This window comes from Neptuniibacter sp. 2_MG-2023 (genome assembly GCF_030547495.1).
Taxonomy (GTDB): Bacteria; Pseudomonadota; Gammaproteobacteria; order Pseudomonadales; family Balneatricaceae; genus Neptuniibacter.
Window position 1 is genome coordinate 215,324 of record NZ_JAUOQC010000002.1, and the last position, 22,815, is coordinate 238,138.

The following is a 22,815-nucleotide window of genomic DNA, read 5'->3' on the forward strand; positions in this document are numbered from 1 at the left end:
ATTATCGTTGGGACTTTAGCATCTGTACTAGATGACTAGCTGCATTAGATAGTGTTCTGTTTCTATGATAGATAATCCCTAAATTACGATGAACAGGCTCTGAATCAACTACATTAAGTACTTTAAGTTCTTTTCCAACTAAACTTTGTGGTAAAAGGCTCCAGCCTAAGCCAATTGTGACCATCATTCTTATAGTATCTAGATAATTTGTCGACATAGTTACATTTAATGTTAATTCATGTTGCAGAAACAATGTTTCAACTAAAGAACGAGTAAATGTATTACTGCTAGGTAATATTGCATTGTAATGGGTCAACTCTTCTAGATTGATTTGGTCTTTTTTCGCTAAAGGGTGGTCTTTAGCGACTACGTACATGAGTAAGTCATCCCAGATAAGGTCAGAATGTATAGAGGGTTCTGGTTCTGGAGAGAGTGTGATCAGCGCGAGTTCAAAGTCTCCCTTTAATACGCCTTCGTAAGCGACTTCGGATTCCGCAAACTGTAGATCGAGTTCTACTTTTGGATACTCTTTAGAGAACTGCTTTAGGTGCGGCGGTAGCCTATGTAGACTTATATGATGACTTGCAGCGAGTGATAGCCCTCCTGTGACTTCGCCTGCAGTAAGATTACCAATCGCTCTTTTCGCATCATCTAATTGTAGCAATATATCTTTTGCTCTAGGTAACAGGGAATTGCCGGCTTCTGTTAATGAAACGGTACGACCGATACGATCAAATAACTTACTGTTAAGTTGATCTTCCAGCAGCGCAATACGTTTGCTTATAGCTGATTGAGTTAAATAAAGGTGATCTGCTGCTTTTGAGAAAGAGCTGCTTTCGGCAACGGCAATAAAAGCTTGTAGGGTGTTTGTGTCCATTTTTTGCTCCAGAAACTTAGCTAGATCTTATCTATTCCTTATGGGAATGCAAACTATTAAAAATATGAATTTGTGTTGTGCGACTGTCTGCACTAGGATGGCGACATACAAAAAGTTGATAGGCTCTTTGGGCGGATCTATCAATATAAGAAGAGAGTGAGGTGAGTTCCCATGGCTGGACAAACATTATATGACAAATTATTTGATGCGCATTTAGTGCGTACCAATGATGACGGTAGTTCGTTGCTTTATATTGACCGTCAGGTACTGCATGAAGTGACATCGCCGCAGGCGTTTGAAGGGCTAAGAATTGCGGGTCGTAAGCCATGGCGAATTGATGCCAATATAGCAACGCCGGATCATAATGTACCGACTACCGAGCGTTCTGGTGGTGTGGATTTGATCGTTGATCCTGTCTCTAAAATCCAAGTTAAAACCTTAGATGAAAACTGCGATGAATTCGGCATTCTTGAATTTAAAATGAATGATCACCGTCAAGGTATTGTTCATGTAATGGCGCCAGAACAGGGGGCTATTCTTCCAGGTGTGACGGCTGTTTGTGGTGATTCGCATACAGCAACCTTAGGGGCACTTGGGGCACTTGCTCATGGTGTAGGTACCTCAGAAGTTGAGCATGTATTGGCAACTCAGTGTTTGATCACCAAGAAAATGAAAAACATGCTCGTGCGTGTTGATGGTGAGTTGGGCATTGGTGTTACACCTAAAGATGTTGTTTTGCATGTCATTGGTGTAATTGGTACTGCTGGTGGAACAGGGTATGCCATCGAATTTGGTGGCGAAGTGTTCCGCAATATGTCTATGGAAGGGCGTATGACGGTATGTAATATGGCGATTGAAGCGGGTGCACGTGTAGGTCTGGTTGCTGTAGATAAAATTACACTGGATTATGTTGAAGGTCGTCCATTCTCTCCTAAAGGTGAGCAGTGGGATCAGGCTGTTGAGGCATGGAAGTTACTTGTTTCTGATGCGGATGCTGAGTTTGATGAAGTTGTTGTGATCAATGGTAGTGATATTGAGCCTCAAGTGACTTGGGGTACATCCCCTGAGATGGTTGTAGGTGTAAGCGATCAAGTACCAAATCCAGCTAATGAAACGGATTCTGTGAAAATAGACGGTATTAATCGAGCATTAAAATACATGGGCCTTGAAGCCGATCAGAAAATTACTGATATCAAGCTTGATCGTGTATTTATTGGTTCTTGTACAAACTCTCGTATTGAAGATTTACGCGATGCGGCGAAAGTCGTGGAAGGCCGTAAGGTTGCAGACAATATTATCCAAGCACTGGTTGTACCCGGTTCAGGTTTGGTGAAAACCCAAGCGGAAAAAGAGGGGTTGGATAAGATCTTTATTGAAGCGGGTTTAGAGTGGCGAGAACCTGGTTGCTCAATGTGTCTAGCGATGAACCCTGATAAGTTAGGTAATGGTGAGCATTGCGCCTCGACCTCTAACCGTAACTTTGAAGGCCGTCAGGGCTTTGGTGGGCGTACTCATCTAGTGAGTCCTGCGATGGCCGCTGCAGCAGCAGTAACAGGGCATTTTATTGATGTGCGTGAATTACTTCAGGCGAATGGTTAATTTAAGGTATCGAGGAGAGCCTAATGAATAAGTTTACTTTACATACAGGTATTGCTGCTCCGCTTGATCGAGCAAATATCGATACCGATATGATCATCCCTAAGCAGTTTTTGAAGTCAATTAAGCGCTCAGGGTTCGGTAAGAATTTATTTGATGAGTTACGTTATTTGGACGAAGGTCAGCCAGATCAAGAGTGTACTGGTCGCCCATTAAATGAAGACTTTGTACTGAATAAAGCCCGCTATCAAGGTGCCAGTGTGCTATTGGCACGTGAAAACTTTGGTTGCGGCTCAAGCCGTGAGCATGCACCTTGGGCGTTAGAGGATTTCGGTATTCGCTCTGTGATCGCGCCGAGCTTCGCTGAGATCTTCTATAATAACTGTTTCAAAAATGGCCTGTTACCTATTGTTCTGAGTGATGAGCAGGTCGATCAACTTTTTACTGAAGTGGAAGCGACTGAAGGCTATCAGTTAACGATTAATCTTGAAAAACAGGTTGTTGTTACACCATCAGGCGAAGAGATCGCCTTTGATATTGACGGTTTTCGTAAGCACTGTTTGCTTAATGGTTTAGATGATATAGGCCTAACGCTTCAGCACGCTGATGAAATTAAGGCTTATGAAGCTAAGCGTAAAGCAGAGGCGCCTTGGTTGTTTGGTGCTATTCAGTAATCGTTTTTATGTTTGTTTATTTCAACATAAGTAGATAAAAATTTTAAATCTTGCACTGGCAAGATGAAGGAAAGGTTAAGTAGATGTCTAAGAATGTATTGATCCTGCCTGGTGATGGTATAGGTCCTGAAATTGTAACTGAAGCTCGTCGTGTTTTAGAGTTGGTAAATGCGCAGGATAATTTAGGTCTTGAGTTGACAGAAGCGCTTGTCGGCGGTGCTGCTATTGATGCTGATGGTGTGCCGCTTCCTGAAGCGACGCTTGCCGCGGCTAAAGCTGCAGATGCTATTTTGTTAGGAGCAGTGGGTGGACCGCAGTGGGATACTAACCCTGATTTCCAGATCCGTCCTGAAAAAGGACTGTTAGGCATTCGTTCTAATTTGGGGCTGTTTGGTAACTTACGTCCAGCTATTTTATACCCTCAGCTAGCTCATGCCTCTTCGCTGAAACCAGAAATTGTTTCGGGTCTTGATATCCTGATTGTACGTGAATTAACGGGCGGTATTTACTTTGGTCAGCCGCGCGGTATTCGTGAGAAAGAGGGGGGTGTTCGCGAAGGCTACAATACCTATGTTTATGATGAGAATGAGATCCGTCGCATTGGTCGTGTTGCCTTTGAAGCAGCGATGGCGCGTGATAAACGCCTTTGCTCTGTCGATAAAGCTAACGTATTGGAAGTAACGGTTCTATGGCGTGAGATCATGGAAGAGTTAGGCAAAGAGTATCCAGAAGTTGAACTTAGCCATATGTATGTAGACAACGCGGCAATGCAGTTAGTACGTGCACCTAAGCAGTTCGATGTAATGGTAACCGGTAATATGTTTGGTGATATTCTGTCTGATGCTGCAGCGATGTTAACCGGATCTATCGGTATGTTGCCTTCGGCTTCTCTTGATGTGGATGGTAAAGGTATGTATGAGCCGTGCCACGGTTCTGCGCCTGATATTGCTGGCCAAGGACTTGCTAACCCATTAGCTACCATCTTGTCTGCAGCGATGATGTTACGCTACTCCTTAGGTGCAAGTGATAGTGCTGATCGTATTGAAAAAGCGGTTAGCACCGTGCTAGATCAAAACTTCCGTACAGGGGATATTTGGTCTGAAGGTATGCAGAAAGTCTCTACTTCAGAGATGGGTGATGCGGTGGTTGCAGCACTTAGTTGAGCTGTGAATAGAACCTTGATAGATAAGCTCAATTATAGCGTCTAACACGGTTTTATTGCATAATGTTCGCCCTTGTCGGTTCCAGAGGTAGTAATTTACTTTTGGAGCCGATTTTGTGTTTATTTGAATCCGAATTTTTTGGTGAATTTGATGAAACGTGTAGGTTTTGTTGGCTGGCGCGGAATGGTTGGTTCCGTGTTAATGCAACGCATGATAGAAGAACGAGATTTCGATCACATCGAAGAGCCGGTCTTCTTCACTACTTCTCAGGTAGGACAGGCTGGTCCAGATATTGGTAAAGATATTCCAGCGTTGAAAGATGCAGCATCTATTGAAGAACTTAAACAGATGGATGCCATTATTTCCTGCCAAGGTGGTGACTACACAAAACAGGTTTACACTGATCTGCGTTCAGCGGGTTGGGATGGTTATTGGATCGATGCCGCCTCTTCTTTGCGTATGGATGATAGTGCGATTATCGTGCTAGATCCCGTTAACATGAATGTTATCAAAGATGGCTTGAGCAGCGGCGTTAAAACCTTTGTCGGTGGTAACTGCACGGTTTCGCTTATGCTTATGGGCTTAGGTGGTTTGTTTCAAGCCGATCAGATTGAATGGATGACATCCATGACCTATCAGGCTGCTTCAGGTGGCGGTGCTCGTCATATGCGTGAATTGATCTCCCAGATGGGGGTTATCAACGATTCTGTCGCGACTGATTTAGCAAATCCAGCAAGTGCTATTCTTAATATAGACCGTCAAGTGGCTGAAACGATTCGTAGTGATGCGATGCCGGTTGATAATTTTGGTGTACCTTTGGCGGGCTCTTTGATCCCATGGATAGATACTAAGCTTGAAAACGGTCAGAGCCGTGAAGAGTGGAAGGCCTATGCTGAAACTAACAAAATTCTTGGTTTAGGTGATAGACCGATTCCTATTGATGGCACTTGTGTGCGTATTGGTGCTATGCGTTGTCATAGTCAGGCGTTCACTATTAAGCTCAAACAAAATGTGCCAATGGATGAGATAGAGTCTATGCTGGCGGAAGCGAATGATTGGGTGAAGGTTGTGCCTAACGAACGCGATATAACAGCACAAGAGTTAACGCCAGCTAAAGTGACTGGGACATTGAGTGTGCCTATAGGTCGTTTACGTAAAATGAATTTAGGCGATGAATTCCTAAATGCATTTAGTGTAGGTGATCAGTTGTTATGGGGTGCAGCTGAGCCGTTGCGCCGTATGTTGAGAATCTTGTTGGAAGATTAGTTTTTCTGACATGAATCAAATTTTTACTAGCCCGACTTTGTTCGGGCTGGTTTGTTTTTAGGGTGTGAAAAAAATGGAACAAGGCTATAAAGTTGCAGTTGTTGGCGCAACAGGTATGGTTGGTGAAACTATATTAGAAATTTTAGAGCAACGGGAGTTTCCTGTTGATGAGCTGTTCTTGCTGGCAAGTAGTAACAGTGTAGGGAAGAGCATGCAATTTAGTGAAAAATCATATCGTGTGACTGATGTTGATGAGTTTGATTTCTCTAATGCTCAAATCGCTTTCTTTACGGCAGGCTCATTAGTTTCAGAGGAATATGCGCAAGTCGCAGCGGATCAAGGTTGTATTGTTATTGATAATACCTCCTGTTTTAGGTATGAATATGATGTTCCGTTGGTTATTCCTGAGGTTAATCCTGAGAAAATTGCTGATTTTCGTAACCGAGGAATTATAGCTAATCCAAATTGTTCTACGATCCAGATGCTTTTGGCATTAGCACCCATTCATCGTCATGCTTCAATAAAAAGAATTAATGTTGCTACCTATCAAGCGGTATCAGGTAGCGGAAAAAAAGGTATTCAGGAGTTAGCAGGGCAAACAGCCAAACTGCTAAATGCTCAAACGCCAGAAAACAAAGTTTATCCTAAACAGATAGCTTTTAATGTGCTGCCACAAATTGATGATTTTCAAGACAATGGCTACACAAAAGAAGAGATGAAAATGGTTTGGGAGACCCAAAAAATATTGGGTGATGAATCCGTAAGAGTTAACCCTACCTGTGTTCGAGTGCCTGTTTTCTTTGGTCATAGCGAGGCCGTGCATGTGGAATGTTGGGATAGTATCAGCGCTGAAGAAGTAAAAGAATTGATGGTGCAAACTCCTGGCATAGAGCTGGTTGATGAACAGGTCGATGGCGGATATGCTACAGCAGTAAGTGATGCAGCGAAGAATGATGATGTATTCGTTAGTCGTGTTAGGGAAGATATTTCTTGTGAAAATGCTATAAATATGTGGGTAGTTGCCGATAACGTTAGAAAGGGAGCTGCCTTAAACAGCGTACAAATAGCGGAAATTTTGGTCCAACAGTACATTTAAAGGGCTTATATCATAGGAAATGCAAACAGGTGTTTGTATTTCCTTGACCAATAAGTGGTTTATAAACAATACTGTGGGAAGATTTCGGAATCGCAACCCTCGGATTTGTGTAGGGTTTTGTGGGTAGGGGAACAGGGATACTGATGATGTTGCGAAAACTCGCAGTCAGCCTTGCAGTGGCAGGGATTATAGGCGCGTCTAATGCTAATGCACTTGGTTTAGGCGAAATAAAAATTCATTCGGCACTTAATGAGCCTCTCAATGCAGAGATCAAACTTCTTCAGGTGAGGAAGCTCGGTCCGCTACAAATACAGCCGAGGATGGCTGATATTGATGAGTTTGCATTGGCGGGACTTTCTAAGTCGCGATTTCTTACTGATGTTAGCTTTCAAGTAAAAGTTAACCCTGATGGCACGGGTATGATAACCATGCGATCAGCTAGGCCCGTAAAGGAACCTTTCCTTAACTTCTTAGTTGAAGTGAATTGGCCTAATGGGCGTTTAGTTAGAGAATATACACTCTTACTTGATCCGCCAGTATTTGATCCTACGCCTGTTCGTAAGACAGTGCAGCCATCGGCGTCTTCTTCTACTAGCAGTGCTTCAAAACAAACAAAATCTGCTAATACAAGTTCAAATATTAATAACTATCGAGCAACTGACGGTAAAGTTCGGGTCGGTAAGAATGACACGCTTTGGTCAATAGTTATTAAACATCGTCCGAGCGAGAGCGTCTCTGCAAAAAAGATGATGATCGCTTTGCAGAAAAAAAACCCACAAGCCTTTGTTGATAATAATATTAACGGATTAAGGTCTGGTGCGGTTTTAAGTCTACCTACATTAGACGAGATCAATCGTTTAAATGAGCAAGACGCTGCCTTAGAGGTTGTTCGTCAAGCATCTCAATGGAAGAACAAAACGGCACCTAAAGCAGAAGCGGCTGCCGTAGCGCCGATCGACGAGTCGAAAAAAACACCGGCTCCAGATGAAGAGGCTGCAACTGATCAGCCGGCTCCTGTGCCTGAAGATGAAAAATCTGCTGAATTAAAGATTGTTACACCCAAAGAAACTCTTGAGCCTGAAGATGGCGTAGCTACTGACCAAGCAAAAGCTGAGTCGGATACGGCACCAGAAGAAGTAATGCCTGAAGCTCAAGATGCGATCGATGACGAAACTATGGCGCTGAGCGAGCGTAATGAAGAGTTAGAGGCGCGCTTAAGTGAATCTTTGGAGAATGTAGATCGAATCACACGTGAAAACGTAGAGCTGAATGAGCGTCTAGATGCTATTCAGTATGAGCTAGAAAAGCTTCGTGAGATGCTTGAGCTTAAAGATAACGAATTAACCGTTCTGCAAAACAAGGTTGTCGCTGCTGAAGCGGCACCTAAACCGGCACCTGAAAAGAAAGGTTTGTTTAGTTCTCCGCTAATGTTAGGGGGAATTGGTGCGGCAGTTGTTGCGTTATTGGCCGGTTTACTATTCTTTATGCGTCGCCGTAAAGAGGAAGATGCAGATAAGGCTGATGATACTGCATTGATGCAGGTTCCAGATGAATTGAGTAATGCTCCAGAAGAGGAACTTGCGGTTGAGCCAGAACCAGAGCAGGAGCCTGAACCTGAAGAGGTTACGGAAGAGCTCGATATAGGTGATGAAGCTGATCTACTTGAGGATTCTGATTTAGAACTGGGTGACAGCAATGATTTAGACGATTTAGATGATCTAGATCTTGATATGGATATGGATTTAGATCTTGAAGAGGATGCTGCTGGGGATGTTCTTCCGGTCGTTGAATCTGAGAGCGAGCCTGACGATCTGGATGATATCTTAGAAGATGATGAGTTCGATCTAGGGTTAGATGATGATCTTATCGAAGAAGAGACTGCATCAGAAAATGAGCCTGATGCTTTAGATGATATATTAGGTGAAACCAGCGAAGAGTCTGATGACCTTGATGATATTTTGGGCGAAGTTGATGACTTAGACGCATTGGGTGCTGATGTCGATACTGCTGTAGATGATTCAGATATCGATTTAGAGCTGGACGATATCGACTTTGATATGGGAGAGGGTGCGGATGTTATTGATGCGCCTGAGGATTCTGTTGATGAGCAAGCTGAGTTAGCTGAGTTAGCTGAGGACGGATTAGATTTCGTTGTAGAGCCTATTGCGAAAGATTCTGTAGAAGAGAGTGATAGCGAAGCTGATGAATTAGATGACTTGTTAAATTCAGTGTCTTCTGAAGATATAGATGAGCTTAATGAAGTTGCAGAGCAAACGGATGAAGATGAGCTTGATGCTATTCTTGGTGAGTTAGATGAAGTTGATACGGATTCCTCTGATATCGAGCTAGATTCCTCCGCTGAATCAGATGCAGAAGCTGATCTGGAGGCTATGTTAGCGGCCAATGCAGATCCAGATGATCAGCCAATGGAAGGCTTAGTCGATATTGATGAGTCAGTGGAAGATGATTCTGCTGATGATGATTTAGAGGCACTGCTTGCTTCCGTTGAGGATGATTCTGATGAGCTTGGTGATTCAGAGCTTGAAGAACTAAATGAGGAAGATGCTGCTTCTGAGCTGGATGCCATGCTTGATGATTTAGATGCGGGTGATCTAGCAATCGATTCTGCCGAGACTGCTTCACTGGTTGATGATGAAGAGCTGGTCGTTGAAGATGATGGCTTAGAGTCAGACGTTGTTGATGAATTAGAAGCAGATCTAGATTCAGAGTTAGAAGCTCTATTGAATAGTAGTGATGATATCGAGCTGGAAGAACTTGCAGCTGAGGATGACGATGTGTCAGAAGATGAAGATTTTGACGAGTTGGCAGGTTTAAACCTGTTGGAAGGTGCAGATGAAGTTGAAACCAAGCTTGATCTAGCACGTGCGTATATGGATATGGACGATCTTGATGGCGCTAAAGATATCCTTGAAGAGATCGTTTCTGAAGGGAATGAACAGCAGAAAGCTGAGGCTGAAGCGCTGATTACATCCATTAACGAAAAGTAGTATGTCAAAGAAAAAGAATAATGGGTCTGCGGGCCCTTCTCAAGGGGCGATTTCGATCGCCCCTTATCGTTATGCCTTATGCGTTGAATATTCGGGTGCCGCCTATAGAGGGTGGCAGATTCAAAAAGAAGAGGATGTTCCCAGTATTCAGGAAGAGGTGCAAAAGGCGCTTTCAAAAATAGCAGATTCTCCTATCACCGTTGTTTGTGCAGGCCGTACAGATGCTAGAGTGAATGCTACTTATCAAATTATCCACTTTGATAGCCCAATTGAACGAGCTGATCGGGCTTGGGTAATGGGAACAAATAGCTATCTACCTGAAGATATTGCAATCCAATGGGCAACTCCAGTGAGTTTGGAGTTTCATGCTAGATTTTCAGCTCTAGAGCGTCGATATAGATATTTGATTTATTGTAACTCTGTTAAGCCCGGCATTATGCCTCATGGTGTAACATGGACCTATAAAGATCTAGATGTTGCTAGAATGGCTGAAGCAGCTCAGCATTTGATTGGTGAGCATGATTTCACCTCTTATAGAGCTGTTGGCTGCCAAGCTAAGAGTCCTGTACGTACTGTGAAGCAGTTTGAGGTCTATCAATCAGGTCATTTAATTGTTCTGGATGTCTGTGCTAACGCCTTTTTGCATCATATGATACGAAATTTTGCAGGGGTTCTTATGGCGATAGGCAGTGGCGAGGCCGAACCTATTTGGGCAAAAGAGGTTTTAGCGGCAAAGGATCGGCGTCAGGGGGGAGTGACAGCACCTCCTTTTGGGCTTTATTTTGTGGATGCCAAGTATCCTGATGAATTTGATCTACCAAAATCGAAAATAGGCCCTTTTTTCCTGTCATAGTTGACTGACGTAAAGCTACGCAATCTGATAAGATCTGCACTCAATGACTTTTTCATGTGAAATTTCAGCTAGTGAATAGAACGCGCGTTAAAATATGTGGTATTACTCGTCTTGAGGATGCATTAGCAGCCATTCGTTCTGGTGCTGATGCTCTAGGCTTTGTCTTTTATAAAAAAAGCCCAAGAGCGATCGAGCTTGAGGCGGCTGCAGAGATTATCCGTCAGTTGCCTGCATTTGTTACAACGACCGGCCTGTTTGTTAATGCGGATCAAGCTTATATTGATCTAGTTATTAAGAAAACACGTATAGATTTACTGCAATTTCACGGTGATGAGACTCCAGATTTTTGCAATAGCTTTTCTCGACCTTATATAAAAGCGTTGCGTATGAAACCGGGTCTCGATCTAGATGTAGAGTCTCATAAATACGCTGAAGGTCAGGCTATTTTATTGGATGCATACCGTCCCGGTGTTCCCGGTGGTACAGGTGAAGTATTTGATTGGGATTTAATCCCCAAAATACATCCATCGCCAATTATATTGGCAGGAGGATTAACCTGTGAAAATGTTGCTCAAGCAGTAAGCGCTGTTCAGCCATTTGCCATTGATGTTAGTGGTGGTGTTGAGCAGAGTAAAGGCATTAAAGATGCCGTTAAAATTGATAAGTTTATAAATGAGGTAACCCGTGCCAACTAATATCGATCTTAAAGCACTTGCTCAGTTGCCCGATAGTAAAGGCCATTTTGGCCCTTACGGTGGGCGTTTCGTTTCCGAAACTCTAATGGCTGCGCTTAAGCAGTTAGAAGAAACTTATGAAAAGTTGTGGCGAGATCCAGCGTTTCAGGAAGAGTTTGACCGCGACCTTGCTCATTATGTAGGTCGTCCTTCACCTCTTTATCATGCATCGCACCTGTCTGATAAGGTGGGAGGTGCTCAGATCTATCTGAAACGTGAAGATTTGAACCATACGGGTGCTCACAAAATTAATAATACGATTGGCCAGGCATTACTGGCTAAGTTTACAGGCAAGCCGCGCGTAATTGCTGAGACCGGAGCGGGACAGCATGGTGTTGCGACTGCAACGGTTGCTGCGCGCCTAGGGCTTGAGTGCCAAGTATATATGGGTGCTGAAGATGTTCAGCGCCAGTCACTTAATGTTTATCGTATGAAGCTTCTTGGTGCAGAAGTGATTGCTGTCGAGTCAGGTACTCGTACGCTGAAAGATGCCATGAATGAAGCTATGCGTGATTGGGTGACTAATGTTGATGATACATTTTATATTATCGGCACCGCTGCAGGTCCTCATCCTTATCCCAAACTTGTACGTGATTTCCAATGTGTTATTGGACGTGAAGCGCGTCAGCAGTGTTTAGACCAAATTGGTCGCTTACCTGATGCGCTGGTTGCTTGCGTGGGTGGTGGTTCTAATGCCATTGGCCTTTTTCATCCGTTTATTGAAGATGCTGATGTAAAAATGTTTGGTGTTGAAGCGGGTGGTTACGGTATTCAAACCGGCCAGCATGCTGCGCCTCTTTCAGCGGGAAGCCCTGGTATTTTGCACGGCAACCGCACATATTTGATGTCCGATGATGCTGGACAGATTATAGGTACACATTCAGTCTCTGCTGGCTTAGATTACCCCGGTGTTGGTCCTGAACATTCTTACCTTAAAGATACAGGAAGAGCCGTTTATGTAGATGCTACTGATGATGAAGCAATGGATGCTTTTCGTGCCTTGACGCGTATAGAAGGTATAATGCCAGCTATCGAATCTAGTCATGCAGTAGCTTATGCAATGAAGCTGGCAAAAGAGATGGATAAGGATCAAACCATTGTGGTGAACCTGTCTGGTCGTGGTGATAAAGATATTCATACGGTCGCACAGATCGATGGCATCAATATCTGATTTGTGCGAGGAAACTGAATTATGAGTCGTATTTCTACTAGCTTTGAAAAGCTAAAAGCGGAAGGGCGTAAAGCGCTTATTCCTTATGTAACTGCAGGCGATCCTGCACCGAGTGTCACAGTTGGTCTTTTACATGGTTTGGTCGAAGCGGGTGCCGATATAATTGAGCTAGGTGTTCCTTTTTCTGATCCTATGGCTGATGGCCCTGTCATTCAATTAGCTTGCGAGCGTGCATTACAGCACAACACTCGTTTGCTTGATGTGTTGGATATGGTCGCTGAGTTTCGCAAAAAAGATAAGGATACGCCGATTGTCTTAATGGGCTATTTGAATCCTATAGAGATCTTAGGTTACAAACGTTTTGCGGACGAAGCGAAAAAAGCCGGTGTTGATGGTGTATTAACCGTTGATCTACCGCCTGAAGAATCAGATGAATTCAATCTGATTATGCGGGCTCATGGTATAGATACAATTTACTTAATTGCGCCAACCACTGAAGATGAACGTATTAAATATATCTGCGAAAATGGTAGCGGTTATCTTTATTATGTTTCCGTTAAAGGCGTAACGGGATCTGCTTCACTGAATGTTCAGGAGGTAGCAGATAAGCTAGAGCACATTCGTAAATATACGGATATTCCATTAGGTGTTGGTTTTGGTATCAAAGATGCTGAGTCAGCCCGAGCGGTTTCTACTGTGGCTGATGGTGTAATTGTCGGCAGTGTTTTGGTGAATAAAATTGCGGGTCTGGTTAAAGATCACGAGCAGATAGCGCCCCAAGTATCTGCAATTATAAAAGATATGCGTATTGCAATGGACAGCTAATTAGGGTTTTAAAAAAATGAGTAACTGGCTGGAAAAAATCGTTCCTTCTCTGGTTCGTTCTGAGAAAAAACGTTCAAATATTCCTGAGGGGCTTTGGAAAAAGTGCCCAAAGTGTGAATCTGTTCTGTATCGTCCAGAATTAGAGAAGAACCTGAATGTTTGTCCTAAATGTGATCATCATATGCGTCTTCATGCGCGCCGTCGCTTGGAGTTGTTTCTTGATGCAGATAACCGTCAAGAGATCGCTGGCGATATCGAGCCGGTTGATCGCTTGAAATTTAGAGACTCTAAAAAGTATAAAGATCGTTTAGCGGCTGCTCAGAAAGCAACGGGCGAGAAAGATGCTTTAATCGCTATGCGGGGTGAGCTTGAAGGTATGCCGGTTGTTGCGGTTGCTTTTGAATTCAGCTTTATGGGCGGTTCTATGGGTGCGGTTGTTGGTGAACGTTTTGTACGTGCCGCTAATATTGCCCTGAAAGAAAATATTCCGTTTATCTGCTTCTCCGCCTCGGGTGGAGCACGTATGCAGGAAGCGCTCTTCTCTCTTTTCCAGATGGCAAAAACGAGTGCTATTCTCGAGAAGCTACGCTTGCAAGGTACACCGTACTTATCAGTGTTAACTGACCCTGTTTATGGTGGTGTGTCGGCATCTTTAGCAATGTTGGGTGATCTGAATATTGCTGAACCTAAAGCGTTAATGGGTTTTGCTGGACCTCGTGTTATAGAGCAAACTGTACGTGAAAAACTACCAGAAGGTTTTCAGCGTAGTGAGTTCCTATTGGAGCATGGTCAAGTGGATATGATTATTAATCGTAGTGAAATGCGATCAGGTCTATCCAGAATCTTGCGCAAGTTTGTGCATGCGAGTCCTGCACCTATAGTTGAGACCGTTGAAGGGGAGGTGGTTTCTGATGCGGAAATACCACCTGCACCGGTCAATGACTAAACATTAGCAATAATCTTAATGGCCGACGTGAAAACGCCGGCCATTTTAGTTTTCTATTACTAAGTAGTTATGAATCAAACGGCGAAAAATTTTACTCTGACAGAATGGCTTGCATGGATGGAACGTTGCCATCCTTCTGAAATCGAGCTTGGGTTAGAGCGTGTTCGAACGGTTGCTAATCTATTAGCTATAGACCTTTCTGCTTCTAAAGTGGTTACTATTGCTGGAACTAACGGTAAAGGCTCTACTGTAAGCTATCTTGATTCAATTTATCGCAAGGCAGGTTATTCTGTCGGGTGTTTTACTTCCCCCCATTTTCTTCACTACAACGAACGAGTAAAAATAGATGGTGTGAATGCCTCTGATAGTTTGCTTTGTTCTGCCTTTGCAAGAATAGATCAAGCTCGGGGTCAAATACCGTTGACCTACTTTGAGTTTGGCACTTTAGCAGCCTTGCTTATTTTCTCAGATTTGAAACCTGATCTGGTGCTCCTAGAAGTTGGCTTGGGTGGGCGCTTAGATGCAGTCAATATAGTTGATGCAGATGTTGCGGTGGTAACTACTGTTGCGCTCGATCATATGGATTGGCTGGGCGATAATAGAGAGGCGATTGGCAGAGAAAAAGCAGGTGTATTTCGATCATCTAGGCCTGCGGTTTGTGGTGATCTTAATCCGCCGTTATCAGTATCTGACGTTGCGAATGAGCTAGAAGCCCAGTTGTTTCAGTCGGGAAAAGAGTTCTCTTATACGCAGGAAATGGATAGTTGGTCGTGGCAAGGGCAATCTTCAGCAGGAGAAAAGCTGTTTATCCATAATATTCCTCTTCCTCATTTACCTATTCAAAATGCCGCGACAGTTTTACAAGTCATTCAATGTCTAGGTCTGAAGGTGGATGAAGAAGATATTCGTTCAGGTATAGCTACAGCTACCTTAACCGGACGAATGCAGCTAATAGAAGTAGGTAATACACGTTATTGGTTAGATGTCGCACATAACCCTGAAGCTGCTGAACTTTTAAGTCAAAAGATTGAATCTATGACAGGTGAGGTAACTCTAGTACTAGGGATGCTTGCAGATAAAGATTGTCGTCAAGTGATTGAGTTGTTAGCACCTAAGGTTGATCGTCTCTATTTTGTTGATCTAAATGTACCTAGAGGCCAAAAAGCTTCAGTGTTAGCCGAGTTTCTTCCTGGCAATACGCCGATAAAGCAGTTTTCTACTGTAGCTGATGCTTTAAATCTATTTAAAAATAACCACAACAGGTCTGGTGATGTTATTATTGCCGGATCGTTTTTTACTGTCAGCGCTGCGCTGGCCGCATTAGGAAAGGAAGAGTAAATGCAGCAAAAAATTAAATATCGGCTGACAGGGTTAGCTGTGATTTTAGTCTCCGCTGTTATTGTTTTTCCTATTTTTTTTGATGGGGCTGGCTATAAAGAACGTCATCTCACATCTGAAATACCAGAAGCGCCCGAGCGCCCAGAAGTGGTACGCATTCAACCTCAGAATCAAGCATTACCCGATACATCATTAGCTGCGGAACCAATGTCACCAGTACCTCTGCCCAAAGCGCCAGAGAAAGTACAAAAAGTAATAGATAAAGAAGCAGCAGACCATAAGATCGACATTGATATTCATAATGAACAACCTGTTTTAGATCAACAAGGTGTGCCGGTCGCTTGGACTTTACAATTAGCTAGTTTTAAAGATGAAGCTAATGCAAAAGGTTTACGCAAACAATTGATCGCCGAAGGGCATAAAGTTTTCACCCGAAAACAGGGTGATTTAGTGAAAGTGTATGTTGGACCTGAGTTCCAAAAGTCTAGATTAGAAGCGCTTAAGTTGAAGTTAAAAACTGACTTCGGACTTAATGGTATTATTGTTCGCTTTACGACGCAGTAAGAATACGTTTAGTGGTGTTAGAAACTCTGATAAAATGCGCGCAATTTTACATTGAGCAGTGGATATGAATTGGGCTGACTGGACTATCTTAACGATTATAGGGATTTCAAGCTTATTTAGTTTGAAACGAGGCTTTGTCCGTGAGGCGTTATCACTGATTACTTGGGTTTCTGCATTTGTAGTGGCCCGATTGTTTAGTCAATCACTGTCTTTTTTACTCGAACCTTATATTCAGACACCATCAGTACGTTTGGCCGCAGCCTTCGCTATTCTTTTTATAGCGGCATTAATTGTCGGGGCTTTGGTCAATAAGTTGATAGGGGTTCTCGTCGAGGCGACAGGCCTTTCGGCAACAGACCGGATTTTAGGTATAGGTTTTGGTGCAGCAAGAGGCGGTTTAATTATCGTAGCAATTGTTGCATTGATTGGAATGACCCCAGCGATCAATGATCAATGGTTTAAGGAATCGCAGTTGATTCCACATTTCTTATTAATGGAAGCATGGACGAAAGATGTAGCGGGCGATGTTGGCCGCATGATCTGGAATGCGGGACGCTAAATTTCTTTAGTTTGCACTTTGAGGTGAGTTTTAATGTGCGGGATTGTTGGCATTGTAGCCAAATCTAATGTGAACCAGACTATTTTTGATGCCCTAACTGTATTGCAGCACCGGGGTCAAGACGCAGCAGGCATGGTAACTTGTGAGGGAAACCGTTTCTTTTTGCGTAAAGACAATGGCTTGGTGAACGAAGTATTTCGTACCCGCCATATGAAGCGTCTGGCAGGGAATGTGGGTATAGGCCATGTTCGGTATCCAACCGCAGGAAGTTCTAGTTCTGCAGAAGCACAACCGTTTTATGTTAATTCACCTTATGGGATAGCACTTGCCCACAATGGTAATTTAACTAATGCGGAAGATGTTGCAGAACAGATGTTCCGTGCTGACCTTCGTCACATCAATACCACGTCAGATTCTGAAGTACTGCTAAATGTTTTAGCTCACGAGCTTCAACTTCAAGGTAAGTTGAAACCACAAGCGGATGATATGTTTGCTGCGGTTCAGCGTGTGCATGAACGTTGTAAAGGTGGTTACGCTGCGGTTGCGTTGATCACCGGCTATGGCATGTTAGCTTTTCGAGATCCTCATGGTATCCGCCCTCTGATTTACGGTAAGCGTGAAACTAAGGGGGGGACTGAATATATGGTCGCTTCAGAGAGTGTAGCGCTAGATATTTCAGGTTTTGAGCGTGTTCGCGATATCGCACCGGGTGAAGCGATCTATATTGATATGGATGGCAATGTATTCACCCAGCAATGTGCGGAAAATACCAAACTGGCGCCATGTTTGTTTGAATATGTGTATCTAGCACGTCCTGATTCAATAATGGATGAAGTGAATGTACATGTCTCTCGTATGCGTATGGGCAAAAATTTAGCCGATAAAATCATTCGTGAAAGACCTGATCATGATATTGATGTCATTATTCCTATACCGGATACCAGTCGTACATCAGCGATGGAGATGGCTAAAGAGTTAGGTGTAACTTTCCGTGAAGGTTTTATCAAAAACCGATACATTGGCCGCACTTTTATTATGCCTGGCCAAGTTCAGCGTAAGAAATCAGTACGTCGAAAGCTGAACCCAATTGGTATGGAATTTAAAGACAAAGTTGTAATGTTAGTGGATGACTCTATTGTTCGCGGCACAACGTCTAGTCAGATTGTTCAAATGGCTCGTGATGTTGGGGCTAAGAAAGTTTATTTTGCATCAGCTGCGCCTCCAGTTAAATATCCAAATGTTTACGGTATTGATATGCCAGCGGCTGAAGAGCTTATTGCGCATGGTCGAACAGATGAAGAGATTGGTAAAAAGATTGGTTGTGATTGGATGATCTATCAAGAACTAGATGATCTGAAAAAATCAGTTTCTGATGGTAATCCAAAAATTACTACATTCGATACCTGTGTTTTTGACGGCCAATATGTTGCCGGTGATATTGATGCTGATTATTTGAAACGCTTAAAAGCTGCCCGTAAAGACTCTGCTAAAGGCAAGAACAAGCAGGCGACTAGTAATGAGTCTTCAAACCTATGCAGTAAAATAGATTAAGAGGCGCTATTAATGTCTATTTCTGATTATGAACGCGCAGAGCGTATTCAATTTGATCCTGAAGGATATGATTTGGGTACCTTGGCTGTGCGCGCAGGTCAGCATCGTTCCCTCGAAGGGGAACATAGTGATCCTATCTATCCTACCTCTAGTTTTGTATTTTCAAGCGCACGTGAGGCCGCTGCACGTTTTGGTGGAGAAGAGGAGGGGAATATCTATTCCCGATTCACTAATCCAACAGTGCAGTTTTTTGAAGAGCGAATAGCAGCCTTAGAAGGTGGAGAGCGTGCAGTTGCTACTTCATCGGGTATGGCGGCTATTTTAAGCACTTGCCTCGCGCTAATGAAAGTGGGGGATCATGTTGTATGCTCCCGTAGCGTGTTTGGGTCAACGGTATCTCTTTTTGAGAAATACCTATCTCGGACAGGCATAACCACTACATTTGTTGATCCAACGGATCTTCAATGTTGGGAAGATGCAATTACAGAGAATACCAAAATTCTATTTTTGGAAACGCCCTCAAACCCACTGGCCGAACTAACCGATATTTCAGCCGTGGCAAAGATTGCTCACCAGCATGATGTTTTGCTGGTTGTGGATAACTGCTTCTGTACACCTGTCCTTCAGCAACCGCTAAAACAGGGGGCTGACATCATTATTCATTCAGCGACTAAGTACCTTGATGGACAAGGGCGTTGTGTGGGTGGTGTAGTTGTTGGTGCACAAAAAGAGATGGAAGAGGTGTTTGGCTTTATCCGTACTGGCGGTGCTTGTATGAGCCCCTTCAATGCTTGGGTCTTTCTAAAAGGCTTAGAAACATTGAAAATTCGTATGGATGCCCATTGCCGTAATGCTCTTGAGATCGCTAACTGGCTCGAAGAGCAGACGGGTGTTGAACGTGTATTTTACTCTGGATTAGAGAGCCACCCTCAGCATGAGCTAGCCAAAAAACAGCAATCAGGTTTCGGTGGCGTGCTTTCATTTGAAGTTAAAGGTGGTCAAGAGGCTGCTTGGCGCTTTATTGATGCGACCACTATGGTTTCGATCACTGGGAACTTAGGTGATGTGAAAACTACGATTACTCATCCCTCTACCACAACCCATGGACGTATGAGTGAAGAGGATCGTGTTGCCGCAGGTATTCATCAAAACCTTATACGTTTGTCGGTGGGTATTGAAGACATCGATGACATAAAAGCGGATATGCAACGGGGTTTAGCTGCGCTCTAGCCGGTTGTAATATCGATCATAAGAGCCCGCTACGAGCGGGTTTTTCGTTATATGAAAGTATATTTTCTTTAAATTGACAGTGAATGGATTACTCAATAATTCGTTTAAGTGGATTGGGCGCCTATTTTTTAGCCTAATCTAATAAATTCTACAGTTTAAAACATCTTATCTTGTTTACTTTGAAGTACCTTTGTTAATAGCAGCTATAATGTAGTGGTTTCCAGTGATCTTACCTGTAATTGTATTTTGAAAATTATTCTTGCGCCGATGGAAGGCGTTGTTGATTACACAATGAGAGATCTGCTGACTCAGATAGGTGGCATTGATCAATGTGTTACTGAATTTGTCCGCGTAAGTGATCGCGTGTTGCCGGCAAAGGTTTTTAGGCGTTTGTGTCCTGAGCTGCTTAATGGCGGTAAAACAAGCGCTGGGACGCCTGTGGCTTTGCAGTTGCTTGGCAGTGATCCTTCGGTCTTAGCGGGTAATGCACGTAAAGCGGCTAAGCTTGGAGCGCCTAGTATAGATCTTAATTTTGGCTGCCCAGCTAAAACAGTAAATAAAAGTAAAGGCGGGGCTGTTTTACTTGATACCCCTGAACTTATTTATGACATTGTTAAAGCTGTTCGAATAGCGGTCCCTAGTGATACCCCTGTGACGGCTAAAATGCGTTTGGGGAACAAAGATAAATCCTTAGCAATGGAAAATGCACAGGCGATTGAAGAGGCTAAAGCGGATGGCTTAACTGTGCATGCACGGACTAAGCTTGAGGGTTATCGTCCACCTGCTCACTGGGAATGGATAAGACGTATTAAGGAGGAGATTAGCATACCAGTAACCGCTAATGGTGAAGTCTGGAATTGGCAGGATTATCAGCAATGTAGAAGTATTAGTGGCTGTGATGATGTGATGATTGGACGAGGGTTGATCGCTAAACCAGACTTAGGAAAAGTCATAAAGCATCATCAAGCGGATGAAAATGTTAAAGCATTAGATTGGCAAGAAATACTCCTGATTGTGGATAGATATCTAGATCGGGTTGAGCAGGATATTGCGGCTAAATATGTGCATGGTCGTTTGAAACAATGGCTATATCACTTGCAGAGAGAATATGCTGAAGCAGCAGTTTTGTTTGAAAAAATTAAAAAAATTAAGGAACCTTCTTTGCTAAGGCTTGCCTTATATGGTTTATTTGAATAACCGCTCAAAAAATTGTGGAGATGTAAAAAATGGGATCTTGGATTAGACCAGCAGTAAAGCTGATGGGTAGCATGAAATACCCAGCAAAGTTCACTATTGTTAGTGTCCTTTTTCTGATTCCGTTGATATTAACGGTTGTTTTGTATTGGCAGGAGTTGAGTCGCAGTATTAACTTAACTCAATCAGAATTACGTGGCATCGAGATTATTCAGCTGACCGAACCTTTAGTTGTGAATATAGGTCAACATCGTGGGCTGACCAATGCACTTTTAAATGGTAATGCAGCAGTAGAAAGTAAAGTTTTAGATCGTCGCGCTAAAGTTGATGCGGCGCTGTCTAATCTAAAAGCCGGATCAACAGGTATAAGTCCGAAGACGCAAGAAGTTCTTGCTGACTTAGATAAACATTGGCAGAACCTGATCGCTAATATTAACAGTCAATCTCCTGCTGAGATCTTTGAATTGCATAACGAATTCTCTGCCAAAGTACGAGATTTCAATCATATTTTGTTGCGTGAATTTTCTTTAGAGTTGGATCCTAGCGCTAGTAATACTTATTTAATTGATAATGTTGCGGTGTTTTTACCGTTAATTATCGATGAAACAGGCCAGTTGCGTGGCAAAGCGGCGGGTGTTGCAGCAAGGGGGTCTTTCACACCAGATACATTTATTTATCTAAATAATGTTATTGGTCATTTGGATGAGGTATATCCAGCTTTGCGCATTGGATTAGATATGCCTGGATTATCATCTATGGCTGAGGATATTAAAGCAGCAGAAGAAGGTATTCGGAATTATATTAGCTATGTTCATTTGAATGTTATAGAACCCGATAATTTAACGGTTGATTCGAATAAAGTATTTTCAGAAGGGACGGCAGCTATAGAGAAAATTGTGGGTCTGTATAAAGGGATGTTGCCTGCTTTATATGAGAAAGAACAAGCGTATTTAGAAACGCAGATTTTTAGTCGTAATTTAATCTTAGCAGTCATTATTGTTACTGTATTTTTAGCATTTTATCTTTTTCTTGGCTTTTATCGTTCAACTATTCAAACCATGGATGAGTTTAAAAGTGTCTCTGAAAAGCTGGCGAATGGGGATTTATCCGCGCGTTTGTATTATCAGGGTAAGGATGAAATGGGAGCTATATCAGCCGGTATGAATAAAGTTGCTGATGGCTTTGAAGCATTGGTAGAAGAGGCGCAAAGGGCTACAAAGCTGGTTGCTGGTAACTCAAAACGTTTGGTAAGCGAAGCGTCTCAAACCCGTGATGGGGTTGCCCGACAAAAAGAGGAAACCTCTCAAATTGCGGATGGCGTAGGAGATTTATCAGCGAGTGCTGCGGAGATCGCAAAAAACACAAATATGGCGTCCACGACTGCCCAAGGTGTAGAAGCGGTAGCAGCAGAAGGCTTAGCAGTAGTACAAAAAACAACGCAGTCATTCACTCAGCTGTCTAATGAGGTAAGTAGTACGAGTGAAGTGATTAGTGAGCTAGACCAAGATGTGCAGAATATTCATGCGGTTTCTAGTGTTATTAGCGCTATAGCAGATCAAACTAACTTGTTGGCATTAAACGCAGCTATAGAGGCTGCACGTGCTGGAGATCAAGGTCGTGGTTTTGCTGTAGTGGCGGATGAAGTACGAACCTTAGCCCAGAGAACGCAAGAGTCCACAGGTGAAATTCGGGAAACTTTAAGCAAACTTCAAGATTGTACTACACGCGCAGTGACCATGATGGAGCGTACGAGCCATTCAGTAAACGAGAATGTTTCCGAAATGACGCGTACAAGCGATGTATTGCATGAAATAAATCATGCATTAACTGACATGAACTTAATGAATGCGGGTATCGCCTCAGCTGCTGAAGAGCAGAGTGGTTTAGTTAACCATCTGCATAATAGTCTGGCCGCGATTGCTGAGGTGGCTGATAGTTCTGAAGGTGCCGCTAGAAATACATCTAGCTTAGCGGAAGAGATGTCATCATCTGCCTCGCATCTTGAACGTGCTCTATCGCGTTTTTCGCGGCGTTAAACGCTAATTGATATCAGATTAGCCCGTTGTGTATCCGCAGCGGGCTTTTTTATTTCTGTGAGATTAATATTTTCTATGTTCGCCCTATATCTAGGGTCAAAATATTTCCTGTTTTTTGACTCTAAATCCTATTG

Annotated in this window: 19 protein-coding genes; 18 read left to right on the top strand and 1 reads right to left on the bottom strand. The window is 43.1% G+C overall.

The genetic code is table 11. From position 1 onward, the window contains the following. Position 1 precedes the first annotated feature (1 nt). Positions 2 to 877, bottom strand: coding sequence for a LysR family transcriptional regulator (locus tag Q4486_RS03555; protein ID WP_303415322.1), 876 nt, complete (start codon positions 875 to 877; stop codon positions 2 to 4). Positions 878 to 1,048: 171 nt separating this feature from the next. Here Q4486_RS03555 and leuC point away from each other — a divergent pair, with 171 nt between their 5' ends. From leuC to Q4486_RS03645, 18 genes are all read left to right on the top strand, one after another. Continuing rightward, positions 1,049 to 2,476, top strand: coding sequence for a 3-isopropylmalate dehydratase large subunit (gene leuC, locus Q4486_RS03560; protein ID WP_303518317.1), 1,428 nt, complete (start codon positions 1,049 to 1,051; stop codon positions 2,474 to 2,476). Positions 2,477 to 2,499: 23 nt separating this feature from the next. Then, positions 2,500 to 3,147: a 3-isopropylmalate dehydratase small subunit gene (leuD, locus tag Q4486_RS03565; protein WP_303415318.1), complete on the top strand. Its 648-nt coding sequence runs from the start codon at positions 2,500 to 2,502 to the stop codon at positions 3,145 to 3,147. A gap of 83 nt (positions 3,148 to 3,230) precedes the next feature. Then, positions 3,231 to 4,310, top strand: coding sequence for a 3-isopropylmalate dehydrogenase (gene leuB, locus Q4486_RS03570; RefSeq protein ID WP_303518319.1), 1,080 nt, complete (start codon positions 3,231 to 3,233; stop codon positions 4,308 to 4,310). A 150-nt stretch (positions 4,311 to 4,460) separates the two neighbouring features. Further along, positions 4,461 to 5,576: an aspartate-semialdehyde dehydrogenase gene (asd, locus tag Q4486_RS03575; RefSeq protein ID WP_303415314.1), complete on the top strand. Its 1,116-nt coding sequence runs from the start codon at positions 4,461 to 4,463 to the stop codon at positions 5,574 to 5,576. A gap of 73 nt (positions 5,577 to 5,649) precedes the next feature. Beyond that, positions 5,650 to 6,672 (top strand): aspartate-semialdehyde dehydrogenase, encoded by a 1,023-nt coding sequence (locus tag Q4486_RS03580; RefSeq protein WP_303518320.1) that lies wholly within the window; start codon positions 5,650 to 5,652, stop codon positions 6,670 to 6,672. A 143-nt stretch (positions 6,673 to 6,815) separates the two neighbouring features. After that, complete coding sequence (locus tag Q4486_RS03585; protein WP_303518322.1) at positions 6,816 to 9,680, top strand: FimV/HubP family polar landmark protein; 2,865 nt, start codon at positions 6,816 to 6,818, stop codon at positions 9,678 to 9,680. Position 9,681: 1 nt separating this feature from the next. Then, positions 9,682 to 10,533, top strand: coding sequence for a tRNA pseudouridine(38-40) synthase TruA (truA, locus tag Q4486_RS03590; RefSeq protein WP_303415308.1), 852 nt, complete (start codon positions 9,682 to 9,684; stop codon positions 10,531 to 10,533). Between the two features lie 56 nt (positions 10,534 to 10,589). Further along, positions 10,590 to 11,228, top strand: a complete 639-nt coding sequence (locus Q4486_RS03595; protein ID WP_303518327.1) for a phosphoribosylanthranilate isomerase — start codon at positions 10,590 to 10,592, stop codon at positions 11,226 to 11,228. Next, entirely contained in the window at positions 11,218 to 12,438 is a 1,221-nt protein-coding gene (gene trpB, locus Q4486_RS03600) for a tryptophan synthase subunit beta (RefSeq protein WP_303415304.1), read from the top strand. The genes Q4486_RS03595 and trpB overlap by 11 nt, the downstream gene beginning before the upstream one ends. A gap of 21 nt (positions 12,439 to 12,459) precedes the next feature. Continuing rightward, a complete protein-coding gene (trpA, locus tag Q4486_RS03605; protein WP_303518330.1) occupies positions 12,460 to 13,263 on the top strand; it encodes a tryptophan synthase subunit alpha in 804 nt (267 codons plus the stop codon). Between the two features lie 16 nt (positions 13,264 to 13,279). Further along, on the top strand, positions 13,280 to 14,209 hold the full coding sequence (gene accD, locus Q4486_RS03610) for an acetyl-CoA carboxylase, carboxyltransferase subunit beta (protein WP_303415301.1): 930 nt from the start codon (positions 13,280 to 13,282) through the stop codon (positions 14,207 to 14,209). A gap of 69 nt (positions 14,210 to 14,278) precedes the next feature. Further along, entirely contained in the window at positions 14,279 to 15,547 is a 1,269-nt protein-coding gene (gene folC, locus Q4486_RS03615; protein WP_303518332.1) for a bifunctional tetrahydrofolate synthase/dihydrofolate synthase, read from the top strand. After that, positions 15,548 to 16,111 (top strand): SPOR domain-containing protein, encoded by a 564-nt coding sequence (locus tag Q4486_RS03620; protein ID WP_303415297.1) that lies wholly within the window; start codon positions 15,548 to 15,550, stop codon positions 16,109 to 16,111. It abuts the gene before it with no gap. Between the two features lie 64 nt (positions 16,112 to 16,175). After that, positions 16,176 to 16,670 carry a CvpA family protein gene (locus Q4486_RS03625; RefSeq protein WP_067864027.1) on the top strand — a complete coding sequence of 165 codons (495 nt, stop codon included), beginning with the start codon at positions 16,176 to 16,178 and terminating at the stop codon, positions 16,668 to 16,670. Positions 16,671 to 16,703: 33 nt separating this feature from the next. Next, on the top strand, positions 16,704 to 18,221 hold the full coding sequence (gene purF / locus Q4486_RS03630; RefSeq protein WP_303415295.1) for an amidophosphoribosyltransferase: 1,518 nt from the start codon (positions 16,704 to 16,706) through the stop codon (positions 18,219 to 18,221). Between the two features lie 12 nt (positions 18,222 to 18,233). Then, positions 18,234 to 19,451 (top strand): O-succinylhomoserine sulfhydrylase, encoded by a 1,218-nt coding sequence (locus Q4486_RS03635; protein WP_303415293.1) that lies wholly within the window; start codon positions 18,234 to 18,236, stop codon positions 19,449 to 19,451. Positions 19,452 to 19,697: 246 nt separating this feature from the next. After that, the gene (locus Q4486_RS03640) at positions 19,698 to 20,648 is read left to right on the top strand and encodes a tRNA-dihydrouridine synthase (protein WP_303415292.1); all 951 of its coding nucleotides are present in this window, start codon (positions 19,698 to 19,700) and stop codon (positions 20,646 to 20,648) included. A gap of 29 nt (positions 20,649 to 20,677) precedes the next feature. Continuing rightward, positions 20,678 to 22,681: a methyl-accepting chemotaxis protein gene (locus Q4486_RS03645; protein WP_303415290.1), complete on the top strand. Its 2,004-nt coding sequence runs from the start codon at positions 20,678 to 20,680 to the stop codon at positions 22,679 to 22,681. Positions 22,682 to 22,815 lie beyond the last annotated feature (134 nt).

Excerpts from the sequence above, each read along its gene's own strand:
- Q4486_RS03555 (WP_303415322.1), bottom strand. The coding sequence starts at position 877 with ATGGACACAAACACCCTACAAGCTTTTATTGCCGTTGCCGAAAGCAGC.
- leuC (WP_303518317.1), top strand. The coding sequence starts at position 1,049 with ATGGCTGGACAAACATTATATGACAAATTATTTGATGCGCATTTAGTG.
- leuD (WP_303415318.1), top strand. The coding sequence starts at position 2,500 with ATGAATAAGTTTACTTTACATACAGGTATTGCTGCTCCGCTTGATCGA.
- leuB (WP_303518319.1), top strand. The coding sequence starts at position 3,231 with ATGTCTAAGAATGTATTGATCCTGCCTGGTGATGGTATAGGTCCTGAA.
- asd (WP_303415314.1), top strand. The coding sequence starts at position 4,461 with ATGAAACGTGTAGGTTTTGTTGGCTGGCGCGGAATGGTTGGTTCCGTG.
- Q4486_RS03580 (WP_303518320.1), top strand. The coding sequence starts at position 5,650 with ATGGAACAAGGCTATAAAGTTGCAGTTGTTGGCGCAACAGGTATGGTT.
- Q4486_RS03585 (WP_303518322.1), top strand. The coding sequence starts at position 6,816 with ATGATGTTGCGAAAACTCGCAGTCAGCCTTGCAGTGGCAGGGATTATA.
- truA (WP_303415308.1), top strand. The coding sequence starts at position 9,682 with ATGTCAAAGAAAAAGAATAATGGGTCTGCGGGCCCTTCTCAAGGGGCG.
- trpA (WP_303518330.1), top strand. The coding sequence starts at position 12,460 with ATGAGTCGTATTTCTACTAGCTTTGAAAAGCTAAAAGCGGAAGGGCGT.
- accD (WP_303415301.1), top strand. The coding sequence starts at position 13,280 with ATGAGTAACTGGCTGGAAAAAATCGTTCCTTCTCTGGTTCGTTCTGAG.
- folC (WP_303518332.1), top strand. The coding sequence starts at position 14,279 with ATGAATCAAACGGCGAAAAATTTTACTCTGACAGAATGGCTTGCATGG.
- Q4486_RS03620 (WP_303415297.1), top strand. The coding sequence starts at position 15,548 with ATGCAGCAAAAAATTAAATATCGGCTGACAGGGTTAGCTGTGATTTTA.
- Q4486_RS03625 (WP_067864027.1), top strand. The coding sequence starts at position 16,176 with ATGAATTGGGCTGACTGGACTATCTTAACGATTATAGGGATTTCAAGC.
- purF (WP_303415295.1), top strand. The coding sequence starts at position 16,704 with ATGTGCGGGATTGTTGGCATTGTAGCCAAATCTAATGTGAACCAGACT.
- Q4486_RS03635 (WP_303415293.1), top strand. The coding sequence starts at position 18,234 with ATGTCTATTTCTGATTATGAACGCGCAGAGCGTATTCAATTTGATCCT.
- Q4486_RS03645 (WP_303415290.1), top strand. The coding sequence starts at position 20,678 with ATGGGATCTTGGATTAGACCAGCAGTAAAGCTGATGGGTAGCATGAAA.